This is a genomic window from Pedobacter lithocola, from assembly GCF_042650845.1.
Taxonomy (GTDB): domain Bacteria; phylum Bacteroidota; class Bacteroidia; order Sphingobacteriales; family Sphingobacteriaceae; genus Pedobacter; species Pedobacter lithocola.
This window is the reverse complement of the sequence record NZ_JBHSBW010000013.1, coordinates 687,556-700,548: the sequence shown is the minus strand read 5'-3', so window position 1 is coordinate 700,548 and position 12,993 is coordinate 687,556. Positions and strand designations below refer to the sequence as shown.

Here is a 12,993-nt window from a genome sequence, read left to right as displayed (position 1 = left end):
TCAATTAAAACTCCTTCTCAATTCTATAATAGCCAATCTGATTCGGGTTTTAACCGTACCCAAAGGCAAACCTAATTCTTCTGCCGCCTCTACATGTGTAAAGCCTTTATAATAAACTAAATCGAGAACAGACTGTAAATCAGGTTTTAAGTTCTCTACAAGTTGTTTAACTCCCATAACATCGGGGTTAAAGCTTACCTTGTTTTGCTCATCAACGAAACTTACGTTATTTTCTATATCTTGGTTTTTGAGTGAATTCTTAAAGTCTTTAGACCGAAGCTTATCGATAGAAAGATTTCGGGCTATATTCATCATCCAAGTGAATAAACGGCCTTTTGTATTATCGTAGTGTGATGCAGATTGCCAAATTTTTACAAAAGTTTCTTGCAAAACATCTTCAGCTAATTCGGTGTGGGTTATAATTCGAGATATAACGCCATACAAAGCTGACGAATACATGCTATACAAAGTTTTAAGTATTGCCGGATCTTTCGATTGCAATGCTAAAACTAGCTCAGGCTCGGATAGGGTTAATTTTTTTAATGCAGTCACTGTTGGTTACGAAGATACTATACTGAACACACAAAGCAAAAAAATGTTTTATAAACTTATTCTTTTAAGGAATTCGATTTTTCTATTTAAAATTTAGTTTTTTAGTAAACGCCTTCGATTGGGAAAAGATGCTTTTCTGCATGATAAGATGATCGAACTAATGGTCCGCTTTCTACATATTTTAAACCCTTAGCCATTCCAACCTCTTTGTACATAGCAAAAGTATCTGGATGAATCCAATCTACCACAGGGTGATGATTTTTTGTTGGTTGTAAATATTGCCCTAATGTTAAAATATGAACGCCATTTGCAACCAAATCATCCATCGCTTCAAAAACATCCTCTTCGGTTTCACCTAAACCAAGCATAATGCCGGTTTTTGTTCTTAATCCAAATTCTGATATTCTTCTCAAAGCCTCTAAGCTTCTGTCGTATTTTGCCTGTATGCGTACCTGTCTGGTTAAACGCTTTACTGTTTCCATATTGTGCGAAACTACTTCTGGTCTCTCATCTAAAACACGGTATAAATTATCCCAAATTCCTCTAAAATCCGGAATTAAAGTTTCAAGTGTTGTTATTGGGCTTTCTCTACGAATTGCTTTTAATGTCTCAGCCCAAATGATAGAACCACCATCTTTTATATCATCTCTATCAACCGAGGTAATTACGCAATGTTTAACACCCATTAATTTTACTGAATTTGCAACGCGATTGGGTTCGTCAAAATCTACAGCTAATGGTCTGCCAGTTGCTACAGCACAAAATGAACAGCTTCTGGTACAAATATTTCCCAAAATCATAAAGGTGGCTGTACCTGCGCCCCAACACTCGCCCATGTTTGGGCAATTTCCACTCTCGCAAATGGTGTGTAGCTTATGTGTATCTACCAAACTGCGTACCTGTGCGTATTCTTTTCCAACAGGTAATTTAACACGCAACCAATCTGGTTTACGTTTAACTTCAGTTACAGCAGGTACTACAGGTAAATCAATCATAAAGCAAAGTTAAGGATTAGGATTGAAATGTTGTAGCGCAGAAATGTTTGGAGGTTGTAATAAAATAATCCTCTGTATGATGATTAAACAAAAACTGTAATTATTTGGAAAAATACTGAAGTACTAATATCAACGGTTCAGTCCGTCTTTCCGTTATATCCCCGATGAAAAATCTAAGGATGCAACTTCAATACAGTTTAGGTGGCAGGTCCAGATTATAACGTGGGGTTTTACTCAGAAAGGTTTTTTACTTTATGGATAAGTTTCCATTTTCAGATATAAAGATTTGTTATTTTAGGAGATTACACAATTTATATTTTGTATTTATAGTAATATTTAAGCTATTATGTAATTTTTCGTGATTAACACAATTGCTTCTCGCTATATTAATTTCGTTTTGTTGAAATTTGGTTCATTTTATTTCTAATTTTTTAGCCATTTTTTAGGTTTTTTTTGTTTAAAGATCACGACAAGTTTAAAAATGATTTTAAATTTGCGCTTTCTTTAAAATAAGATGACTAAAAAGATAAAGACAGTTGGTAAAACTGACGCAGATGTAATTTTAATTGGGGCTGGCATCATGAGTGCAACCCTTGGTGTTTTATTAAAAGAATTAGAACCCAGCTTAAGTATAGAAATTTACGAACGACTTGATATCGCGGCAGCGGAAAGTTCTGATGCCTGGAACAACGCCGGTACTGGTCACTCAGCTTTTTGTGAATTAAATTACACACCCGAAAAAAAGGATGGAACTGTAGAAACAGTTAAAGCTGTTCAAATTGCAGAGCATTTTGAGGTTTCTAAGCAGTTTTGGTCTTATCTCATCGAAAAAGGATTGGTTTCTAACCCCGAAAATTTTATTCGTAAAATTCCGCACATGAGTTTTGTGTGGGGAAAGAAGAATGTAGATTACCTTAAAAAGCGCTATGATGCTTTGCAGAAATGCAATCTATTTAGCGATATGCAATACACAGAAGATATTGATGTAGTAAAAGATTGGGCGCCATTAATTATGGAAGGGCGTAAAAAGAATGAAACGGTTGCTGCAACAAAAATGGATTTGGGTACCGATGTAAACTTCGGTTCGCTTACCCGTGATATGTTTAATCATCTTAAGAATCAAGCGAATGTTAACCTTTATTTTAATCACGAAATTCGCGATTTGAAAAAGAATAAGGAAGGCAACTGGAGTATAAGTGTAAAGGATTTAGAAACTGGCGATAAACGCAAGAGGGTAGCAAAATTCGTTTTTATTGGTGCTGGTGGCGGTTCGTTACCTCTTTTAGAAAAATCTGATATTCCTGAAGGAAAGGGATTTGGTGGTTTTCCTGTTAGCGGGCAATGGCTTAAATGTACCAACGAAGAAATTATTGCCAAACACCATGCAAAGGTATATGGTAAAGCTGCGGTTGGGGCGCCGCCTATGTCTGTACCGCATTTAGATACCAGAATGATTAATGGCAAGCAAGCCTTGTTGTTTGGTCCTTATGCTGGTTTTTCTACAAAATTTTTAAAAAATGGTTCATTTTTAGATTTACCAAAATCTATTAAATTTAATAACATCCGTCCAATGCTTTCTGCCGGATTGCACAATCTGGATTTAACAAAATATCTGATTGATCAAGTAAGACAGTCGCCTGAAGATAGGTTGGAAGCTTTGAAAGAATACCTTCCAACCGCGGAATTAAAAGACTGGCAACTGGAATATGCCGGCCAGCGAGTGCAAGTAATAAAGAAAGATGAAAAAGAGGGTGGCGTTTTAGAATTTGGTACAGAGGTAGTAAGCGCTGCAGATGGTTCTATCGCTGCATTACTTGGTGCTTCTCCGGGTGCATCAACCGCGGTTTCTATTATGCTTGATTTATTGAATCGTTGTTTTACAGAGGATTTAGCAACTCCAGAATGGCAAGCAAAAGTTAAGGAAATGATTCCTACTTATGGAAAAGCTTTAGCTAATGATACTGAGCTTTGTAAATCAACCCGAAGCAGAACATCACAAATATTAAAAATAGAAGTAGCGTAAATTAAAAAGCCACAGCTTTACAAATATAAATTCGTTAAGCTGTGGCTTTATTATAAATTCGTTATTGGTTTATGCGGCTATTACTTCTGCAACTTCATCTGCAGAAATATCACTATGTGATGATTCCAAAACGCAATCGCCATCTTTAATTAATAATATTTGTGGAGATTGATGCGCAACTTGAAAAACTTCTGCAATTTTATTTGAGATTTCGCGATAAGCTATCAAATCCAAAAAGTACAATTTTGTGTCTTCGGGTATTATATCCCAGTCCATTTCAAAATTTTTTCTAGCCATCATACTGATAGAACAGCGTGTACTATGTTTAAAAATAAGGCTGAAACCACTTGCGTTTTTTATTTCGTCAAGCTGAGCCATAGAAGTTAAATTAACCCAGGTCATAATTTATATTGATGATTTTTGATAGGTAAACAGTTTGCACAACAGAAAGTTCTGCAAATAACCTAAAAATGAAATGCAAGTGTGTTGATTAATTTCTTCTTCTTTTGCCTTCAGGATATGAGCTATATGCCGGACAAAGTTTAGAAGAGCAAGACTCTAATATGGTAATGGTACAAAATACCGACAATAATAGGATAGCAACTTTTTTCATTCAGATAGTGATTTTAAAGTTCTAATGTACAAATAATTATTAAACGGCAATATTAAATGTTTGCAGAAAAATCGGCCATTTTTATGGCAGTAATTGCAGCTTCATCGCCTTTATTGCCATGTTTACCTCCTGCCCGGTCTTGCGCTTGTTCTAAATTATTTGTAGTTAACACACCAAAAATAACTGGTTTGCTATACTTAATACCAACATTTGTAATACCTTGAGCCACAGCATCGCATATAAAGTCGAAATGTTTGGTGTCACCCTGAATTACGCAGCCTAAGCAAATCACAGCATCTAAATCACTTTTTTTGCTTAATAAAATTTCAGCCCCACCGGTTAATTCGAAACTGCCAGGTACAGGTAAAGAAATTATATTTTCTTCCTTTACTCCATTATCTAACAACGTTTTTAAAGCACCATTGTACAACGCACCGGTAATTTCTGCATTCCACTCTGCAACAATTATCCCGAATTTATAATTTGCACCATTTGGAACGATTGTGTGTGAAAAATCTGAAAGGTTTTTTAATTGACTTGACATGCGGCAAAGATAGTGCTATGCAATGAATGATAAAAGCAGGTTATGTTTAAATGTTGTAATTTATCAAAGCAATTGTAAATTGTTGTAGGTTGCTCCGATTGGAATTACTTTATCGCCAATGAATATTTGACTGCGATCGAATTTGGTTATTTTATTTTTTGCAACAATAAATGCCCGGTGACAACGAATAAAATCGGTTTTTGGTAGAAGTTCTGCCAAATCATTTATGGTAATTCTCGAACTCAGCAATTTATCTTTTAGCTGTATTTGGGTATAATTTCCCGAAGCTTCCACAAATAAAATTTCATTCAATTCAACTTTAACCTGCTCATAACCATCTTTTATAAAAATATATTCTGATTTAGTTTCTGCCCGTTGATTACGAAAATTGTATAATTCATGTACCTTATTACAAGCCTTTAAAAATCGAGATAGCGAAAATGGTTTTAACAAATAATCAACCGCATCAAGTTCAAAACTTTGTACTGCATGTTCGGTGTATGCGGTGGTAAATATCACCATTGGTGGTTTGCTCAAGCTTCTAAGAAAATCGATACCGCTTATATCAGGCATCTTTATATCCAGAAAAATCAGGTCGATTTTGTTTTGCTGCAGATAAGTTATAGCTTCAAATGCATTTGTAAAAGCAGCACTTAACTCAATAAATGGCACTTTCGATGCGTGAGACCTAATAATTTCGAGCGCTATGGGCTCATCATCTATAGCAATTGCAATCATTTTTAAAGGTACAATTTGATTTAAAATTCTTTCTAAAAATTATTTTTTTGCAGCTCATAGCTAGTAATCCTTGGCAAAGTATTACCGCCAATACTACAATCTTTTGGTTAATGGTTTTGCTTATTGTAATTTATTCAACCAAAAGTATTTTCGTGTTTGTCGGGGCTATTTAACAATGTTTTTGCGCTTGGCAATTTACAGCAAAAACCTATGTTTATAAACCCGATAAAGCCAAATAGCCCGGAGTGAGGCACGAACGAGGACTATTGGCGATAGCAGGGCTGCACACCGTTAAGAGCATAGAACGTTCGTTTTCAAAAAAAGCAATCGCTAATCTAATTGTAGTGTTAAATGAATAAAAAATTCTTTGGCGCTTTCGCGGATAATTAATTCATGTTTTCCAAAATAAAGTAAAGCCAATCGTTGTTTGACATTTTCTAAACCTATACCACTTTTCAGTTTTTCAGGGTCGTTATCAGCTTTTAAATGAATGCTATTATGAACATCAAAGTAAAGTGTTTGCTCTTTAGTTTGCAGTGTAATTTTAATATGCGATGGCTGTTGCAAGCTAATGCCATGCTTAAATGCATTTTCTACAAAGGGTATTAAAAGCATAGGTGTAATTTGCAAATTGTTTAACTGCTCATCTATTTGCGTTTCAATTTTAATATCGGCCGAGCGTGAAGTTCTAAGTTTTTGTAAGTCTATATAATTGCTTAAGTATTCTACTTCGCGTGTTAGTGATATTTTATCCTGCATGTTTTCGTGGAGCATGAAACGCATCATATCGCCAAGCTTTTGTATGCCTTCACCGGTACGCTCTGCGTTTTCTTGTAAGGCAGTTCCAAAAAGCGTATTTAAAGCATTAAATAAAAAATGAGGATTAATTTGTGATTGCAAGAAACTCAGGCTTGCATCTGATTTACCTAATTCAGTTTTTAGGGTTTTAATTTCAGTTCGATTGGCCAATCGTCTTTTATAAATGTACCATGATAACGGTGCACTAATAATTAACTGTGTTGGTAGATGAAAAATAAATACAATAAAAAACATTTCAACCCGCCAAATAAATAAGGTTGATATTAAACCTAAAGGAACTGCTAAAAGAATTGATATGAAAAAAACCTGCCAGAAGTAAACTTTGAATGGTTTGCCTTTGGCAAAATTTTCTGGCAAAAGGTTATATAAAGAATAAATTACAATACCGATTGATGAGAATATTACCAGAGTCCAGCATACGCTGATTTCTATAGCCGAATTAGTAGATATCCACAATAACAAACCAACAAACCAAAATGCTAAGCCGAAAGACATATCTACTTTGGCTAAAGTGTTTTCACTAGCATCTTTATATTTGTTTTCACCTAAATATTTTATAAAAGTTTTTAATAGCGCATAGGAAGATATGATTACAATAGACCACATACTATAGATGTATCCTTTAAAAAATATTCTATTGTATGCATGTTGTAAATCATCATATTCATCGAGTATGTAGGCATCGGTATAGGTTTTACAAATGCTAAAAATTAATCCACCCAAAATGAAAATTCCTGCTAAAAATAAGCTGTTGGCTAGTACATTTCGTTTATTAATTAAAGCAGGAATGATAGAAAAGTTTATGGCTAAAAAACTTAAATATAGAATTGTAAACCGAAATAGTTCTGGAACCAGATAATTTGAAAAATAGGAATATTCCAAATCTGCCCCTCTAAACTCATAATAGTTGTGGTTATTAATTCTGCCATCGGCACCCGAAATTAGTAAAATAATTACCAGTACGTACAAAGCTGTTGATACCCAAAATTCTACCTTTTGTAAATCTTTAATATTCATTTTATGATGATTTGATGGTACAATTTTACCTAGCTAAATTTAATAAACTTTATAAATGTGATGGAATAATAGAAAAATGTGATGAACTATGGAGGTGCAGGTTATAAGTTGTAAGTCTTAAGTAAGAAAAGTTATCAAAGTTGATGATATGCGCCTATAATTATAACTTAGAGCCCATAACTTAAAACTCAAATGATAGTTTACGGAATACCCAATTGCAATACAGTAAAAAAGGCGCTTGATTGGCTAAAATTGCACAACATAGACTTCGAATTTCATGATTTTAAGAAGAAAGATGTAACTGCAGAGAAATTAAATGATTGGTGCAATACATTTGGCTGGGAAACGGTATTAAATCGTAAAGGCTTAACCTGGAAAAAACTATCAAAGGATGAACAAATAGCGATTGACAATCAGGATAAAGCCATTTCTTACATGGTTAATAATACAAGTGCGATTAAGCGTCCAATCATTGAAAAAAACAATAAGGCTATTTTAATTTTTTTTCAAGAAGATAGTTATGCTGAAACACTTGGCTAATCACTTTGTTTAATGTTAAAGTTTGTTAAAACGAAATTTTAACATTTAAACTAATCTACTTTTGAAATATGTATAAGCTAATCATCTTTTTATTAATTGCTATCCCGTTTGGTACTTTTGCCCAAAATAGTGTAGCAACTGGCGCTATTTATGATTTTTCTAAAAAAACAATGACTTTGCCAGGTGTAACGGTTAGAAACTTAAATAGTAAAAAAATTATTAGTGCAAACGCAGCGGGTAAATTTAGCATAAATGCAAAAGTTGGCGATTTATTAGAATTCTCTCTTATAGGCTATGTAACCGATACCGTTTATTTAACCAATCTACTCCCGAAAGCGGTTTATATGGTTGATAAAAGTAACAATCTGAATGATGTTGATATTAGAGGTGTAAAAATTAATAAAGCTATTTTATCGCCCGACCCAATGGCCGAAAAATATACCCAAATGGGTACTGGTGGTAATTTGGATAGAAAAAAAATGACTGATAAAGTTGGCGGACTAAGCTTAAATTTAGGTTATGGAAAATACAAACGTCAACAGCGTAAAGAAGCGGAATTAGAAGAGCGAGAAACCTATTTAGCAGAAATCGATGAGAATTTTAATGAGAAATCGATTGGCAATCTTTTAAAATTAGAAGGAGAAGACTTAAAGAATTTTATGATTATTTATCGTCCATCTGTTCTTAAGGTACAATCTGAGAGGCCATTTAAGTATTCGTATTATATTGTACAAGCTTATCATGCTTGGTTAAAGTTATCTCCAAAAGAAAGAAAGTTACAAGATTTACCTGATTTAAGTAAGAAGAACTAAATCATAATTGTATTCATCAATTTTATATTGATGATGTGCTCCTCAAACAATTTATGCATTATAGATATAAATATTAAAATCTTGTAAAGTAACATTATAAGCACACACATTTCTGTTTGTGCTTATTTTTTATATTTGCCGCCAAATACATAAACATTATGAATATCAAACTAAACAAATTAATCACTATGTGTTTGGTTTGTTTTGCAATTGCAATCTCTGCATCTGCTCAGCAAGCTGCCACTACAACAACAACCAATTACAGTCCGGCGGAAGCCTTTGGCCCACTATTTTACACTCAAAATGGAAATGAGTTTCGTTCGGCAAATGGTGCTCCCGGCGCAAAGTACTGGCAAAACCGTGTCGATTATAACATTACAGCAAGCCTTGATGAAACTAAAAACATGGTTAGCGGAACGGTTACCATAACCTATAAAAATAATAGTCCAGATAAGTTGCCGTATTTATGGTTGCAATTAGACCAAAATACATTTAAAGAAGGTTCTAGAGGCAAGCAAGTTACGCCTGCCCGTAGTCGTTACGGCGCTCAGGGCGAAGCTTTAGATGGAGGCTACAAAATTCAGAATGTAAATGTATCTCAAAAGGCTGGTGCCGTAAAATTTACCTCAATTATTGAAGATACAAGAATGCAGATTCGTTTGGCTCAGCCACTAGCCGCCAATGGAGACATTGTAACCATAAAAATGGATTATTCTTACATCGTACCAAAAGAAGGATCGGATAGAACAGGACATTTAACTACTCAGAATGGTGAAATTTTTGCAATTGCGCAATGGTTTCCCCGTATGTGTGTTTACGATGATGTTTTGGGTTGGAACACTTTACCTTATTGGGGTGGAGGAGAATTTTATTGTGAGTATGGCGACATAAATTTTGCAATTACTGCACCAGCAACACATATTGTTATGGGTTCGGGAGAATTATTAAATCCGCAGGAAGTGTTTACTGCAGAACAATTAAAAAGATGGAATGCTGCAAAAGCAAGTGATGCTACCATTCACATTCGTTCTGCCGAAGAAGTTACAGATGTGAAATCTCGTCCGGCTAAAGATAAACTTACCTGGAAATTTAAAATTTTAAATGCCAGAGATGCTGCATGGGCTTCTTCAAAATCATTCGTTTTAGATGCTGCTCGAATCAATTTCCCAAGTGGTAGAAAAGGTTTAGCGGTTTCTGCCCATCCAGTAGAAAGTAATGGAATGGATGCATATGGACGTGGCGTTGAATATGTAAAAACTACCATAGAGCATTATTCTACAAAATGGTTCGAATATCCATATCCAATGGCTGTTAATGTTGCAACCAACATAGGCGGAATGGAATATCCAGGCATTGTTTTCTGCGGCTGGAAAGCTAAAAAAGGAGCGGCTTGGGGTGTAATCGACCATGAATTTGGTCACAGTTGGTTCCCGATGATTGTGGGTTCTAACGAGCGTAAATACGGCTGGATGGATGAAGGCTTTAACACATTTATCAATGGAATTTCGGCAGAAAGTTTTAATAATGGCGAATATAAGGCTCGTCCTGCTGATATGAACCGTATCGGAAAAGCAGCTATTGGTAACCCAGCTTTAGAAAATATTATGCTAATGCCTGATGGAATGGCAGAAAGAAATATTGGAATAAACCTATACAGCAAACCAGGTTGGGGCTTGGATATTTTAAGAAACCAAATTTTAGGAGAAGATAGATTTGATTATGCTTTCCGTGAGTACATTAAAAACTGGGCTTTTAAACACCCAACACCATTTGATTTTTTCCGTTCGATGGAAAATGGGGCTGGAGAAGATTTAGCTTGGTTTTGGAGAAGTTGGTTCTTAAACAGCTGGAAAATGGATCAGGCAATTGCTGATGTTCAAGCGGTGAAAACTGATGGAAACATTACGGCATATGCCATTAAGGTAAATAATTTGGAGAAAATGCCGATGCCAATTATTCTACAAGTAAAAACAAAAAGCGGCAAAACAGATATCATTAAACTTCCTGTTGATGTTTGGATGAAAAACACATCGTGGACAGTTCGCTATCCAACAACCGAAGAAGTGGTATCTGTAGTTTTAGACCCGAACAAAGTATTGCCAGATTCTAATCCAGATAACAATACTTGGACGAGTCAATAAAATACATATTATAAATATTAAAAAGCCATTCTGAATTTTCAGAATGGCTTTTGTGTTAAAGGCAAATTACAAATAATAATTTTACAAATTGATTTAACTTTGTTGCATGGTCGAACAGCAGAAAAATAATCCATTACATGGTATTACTTTGGAGAAAGTAGTAACCGATTTACACGCTCATTATGGTTGGGAAAAATTGGGTTTACTTATTAAAATAGATTGTTTTATTAATAATCAGAGCATTAAATCGAGCTTAAAATTTTTACGCAGAATGCCTTGGGCACGTAAAAAAGTAGAAGATTTATTTTTGGAAACGTTTCACAAATAGTTGTAACTACTTGCAGCCATTTGTATTAATTGCTCGATTAACTGATAGTCTTAGCTAATATAATCTCGACCATCCTTGCCACCTAAACCCGATATAGGCGAAAATCCAACAATTTTTCATTGTTGCTTGAAGCATTAGCGGGGTCGAACCTAACCAAAGAACTACTGCAATTGCTTTCAAAAAAAAAATTCATTATTGAGATGCTGAAAAAAGTTCAGCATGAGGGGTGCGTTAATGAATTTCGCAAAAGAATTTGTAAAATAACAGTTTAGTTGGCAGACCAATCCGATAAAATCTCGACCATCCTTGCCACCTAAACTCGATATACGCGTAAAGCCAACAATTTTTCATTGTTGCTTGCAGCATTAGCGGGACTGAACCTAACCAAAGAACTACTGCAATTGCTTTCCAAAAAAAAAATTGTGCTATTAAGATGCTGAAACAAGTTCAGCATGGCGAATGCGGTAATCTTCCAGTTTAACTGATAGTCTTAGCCGATAAAATATCGATTATCCTTGCCACCTAAACCCGATATACGCGTAAAGCCAACAATTTTTCATTGTTGCTTGCAGCATTAGCGGGACCGAAGCTAACCTAAGAATCACTGCATTTGCTTTCCAAAAAAAATAATGCTTGTACTGTTAAGATGCTGAAACAAGTTCAACATGACGAGTGTGATAATCGATTTCGCAAAAGAATTTGCAACTCCTTAATCATCAACACCAAACTGATAATTGCGAACTCGAAAATTTTTCTCCTAACCCCTTGATTTATAAAAAGAATTGTTCTACTTTTGCAGTCCGTTTTATGGGCTATCTGTAAGGATGCCGGGGGAGCGGTAAATAATTAAATAAAAAATTAAAAAAGCACAATGCCAACCATTCAACAATTAGTTAGAAAAGGTAGAGTAGCACTGGAGTTCAAGAGTAAGTCTCCAGCGTTGGACAGCTGTCCACAGCGAAGAGGTGTATGTACACGTGTGTACACCACTACCCCTAAAAAACCAAACTCAGCAATGCGTAAAGTAGCCCGTGTTCGTTTAACGAACGGTAAAGAGGTTAATGCATACATTCCTGGAGAAGGTCACAACTTACAAGAACACTCAATCGTTTTAATACGTGGTGGTCGTGTTAAAGATTTACCAGGTGTACGTTACCACATTATCCGTGGTGCATTAGATACATCAGGTGTAGCTGGTCGTAACCAACGTCGTTCTAAATATGGTACTAAACGTCCTAAACCAGGACAAGTAGCTGCGGCGCCAACTAAAGGTAAAAAGAAATAATCGGGAGGAAATAAGAAATGAGAAAGTCAAAACCAAAAAAGAGAATTATTCTTCCTGATCCAAAATTTAATGATGTTCAGGTAACTCGTTTTGTAAACAATATGATGTACGATGGAAAAAAATCTATCGCTTATTCTATTTTTTATGATGCTGTTGAAATTGCTGAGAAAAAAGCAGGTGAAAACGGTTTAGAGATATTTAAACGTGCTTTAACTAATATTATGCCAGCTGTAGAGGTTAAATCTCGTCGTGTTGGTGGTGCTAACTTCCAGGTTCCAACTGAGGTTAGACCAGAGCGTAAGACAGCTTTAGGTATGAAATGGTTAATTTCATACGCTCGTAAACGTGGTGAAAAAACCATGAAAGAGAAATTAGCTGGTGAAATTGTAGCCGCTGCTAAAGGTGAAGGTGCTGCTGTTAAAAAGAAAGAAGATACGCATAAAATGGCTGAGGCTAACAAAGCGTTCTCTCACTTTAGATTCTAAAAAATACAATGATTGAATGATTGAATTTTGAATGAGCAAATGGTTTTTTATCATTTTCACATTCTCTAATTCAATCATTTTGTCATTCATTCATTAATAAA

At 35.0% G+C, this 12,993-nt stretch carries 13 protein-coding genes; 7 read left to right on the top strand and 6 right to left on the bottom strand.

The genetic code is table 11. From position 1 onward, the window contains the following. Entirely contained in the window at positions 1-552 is a 552-nt protein-coding gene (locus ACFOWA_RS17205) for an RNA polymerase sigma factor (RefSeq protein ID WP_378987424.1), read from the bottom strand. Positions 553-653: 101 nt separating this feature from the next. Continuing rightward, entirely contained in the window at positions 654-1,547 is an 894-nt protein-coding gene (gene lipA, locus ACFOWA_RS17200; RefSeq protein ID WP_378987421.1) for a lipoyl synthase, read from the bottom strand. Between the two features lie 514 nt (positions 1,548-2,061). On the opposite strand from lipA, the gene ACFOWA_RS17195 reads away from it, so the two are divergent. Beyond that, positions 2,062-3,570: a malate:quinone oxidoreductase gene (locus ACFOWA_RS17195; RefSeq protein WP_378987418.1), complete on the top strand. Its 1,509-nt coding sequence runs from the start codon at positions 2,062-2,064 to the stop codon at positions 3,568-3,570. Positions 3,571-3,639: 69 nt separating this feature from the next. Here ACFOWA_RS17195 and ytxJ read toward each other — a convergent pair whose 3' ends face one another. The 4 genes from ytxJ to ACFOWA_RS17175 form a co-directional block, all read right to left on the bottom strand. Beyond that, a complete protein-coding gene (gene ytxJ, locus ACFOWA_RS17190) occupies positions 3,640-3,948 on the bottom strand; it encodes a bacillithiol system redox-active protein YtxJ (RefSeq protein ID WP_378987415.1) in 309 nt (102 codons plus the stop codon). A gap of 287 nt (positions 3,949-4,235) precedes the next feature. After that, entirely contained in the window at positions 4,236-4,727 is a 492-nt protein-coding gene (ribH, locus tag ACFOWA_RS17185; RefSeq protein ID WP_378987412.1) for a 6,7-dimethyl-8-ribityllumazine synthase, read from the bottom strand. A 63-nt stretch (positions 4,728-4,790) separates the two neighbouring features. Next, complete coding sequence (locus ACFOWA_RS17180) at positions 4,791-5,465, bottom strand: LytR/AlgR family response regulator transcription factor (protein ID WP_378987409.1); 675 nt, start codon at positions 5,463-5,465, stop codon at positions 4,791-4,793. Between the two features lie 330 nt (positions 5,466-5,795). After that, positions 5,796-7,301: a sensor histidine kinase gene (locus ACFOWA_RS17175; protein ID WP_378987406.1), complete on the bottom strand. Its 1,506-nt coding sequence runs from the start codon at positions 7,299-7,301 to the stop codon at positions 5,796-5,798. Positions 7,302-7,493: 192 nt separating this feature from the next. Between ACFOWA_RS17175 and ACFOWA_RS17170 the strand changes: the two genes are divergently transcribed. The 6 genes from ACFOWA_RS17170 (at position 7,494) to rpsG (ending at position 12,892) form a co-directional block, all read left to right on the top strand. Then, complete coding sequence (locus tag ACFOWA_RS17170) at positions 7,494-7,841, top strand: Spx/MgsR family RNA polymerase-binding regulatory protein (RefSeq protein ID WP_378987403.1); 348 nt, start codon at positions 7,494-7,496, stop codon at positions 7,839-7,841. 68 nt (positions 7,842-7,909) lie between these two features. Continuing rightward, a complete protein-coding gene (locus tag ACFOWA_RS17165; protein ID WP_378987400.1) occupies positions 7,910-8,653 on the top strand; it encodes a hypothetical protein in 744 nt (247 codons plus the stop codon). 158 nt (positions 8,654-8,811) lie between these two features. Continuing rightward, positions 8,812-10,794, top strand: a complete 1,983-nt coding sequence (locus ACFOWA_RS17160) for a M1 family metallopeptidase (protein WP_378987397.1) — start codon at positions 8,812-8,814, stop codon at positions 10,792-10,794. Between the two features lie 106 nt (positions 10,795-10,900). Then, positions 10,901-11,122 carry a VF530 family protein gene (locus tag ACFOWA_RS17155; RefSeq protein ID WP_378987394.1) on the top strand — a complete coding sequence of 74 codons (222 nt, stop codon included), beginning with the start codon at positions 10,901-10,903 and terminating at the stop codon, positions 11,120-11,122. A gap of 871 nt (positions 11,123-11,993) precedes the next feature. Further along, positions 11,994-12,407, top strand: a complete 414-nt coding sequence (rpsL, locus tag ACFOWA_RS17150) for a 30S ribosomal protein S12 (protein ID WP_008244597.1) — start codon at positions 11,994-11,996, stop codon at positions 12,405-12,407. A 17-nt stretch (positions 12,408-12,424) separates the two neighbouring features. Further along, the gene (gene rpsG, locus ACFOWA_RS17145; RefSeq protein WP_123206905.1) at positions 12,425-12,892 is read left to right on the top strand and encodes a 30S ribosomal protein S7; all 468 of its coding nucleotides are present in this window, start codon (positions 12,425-12,427) and stop codon (positions 12,890-12,892) included. Positions 12,893-12,993 lie beyond the last annotated feature (101 nt).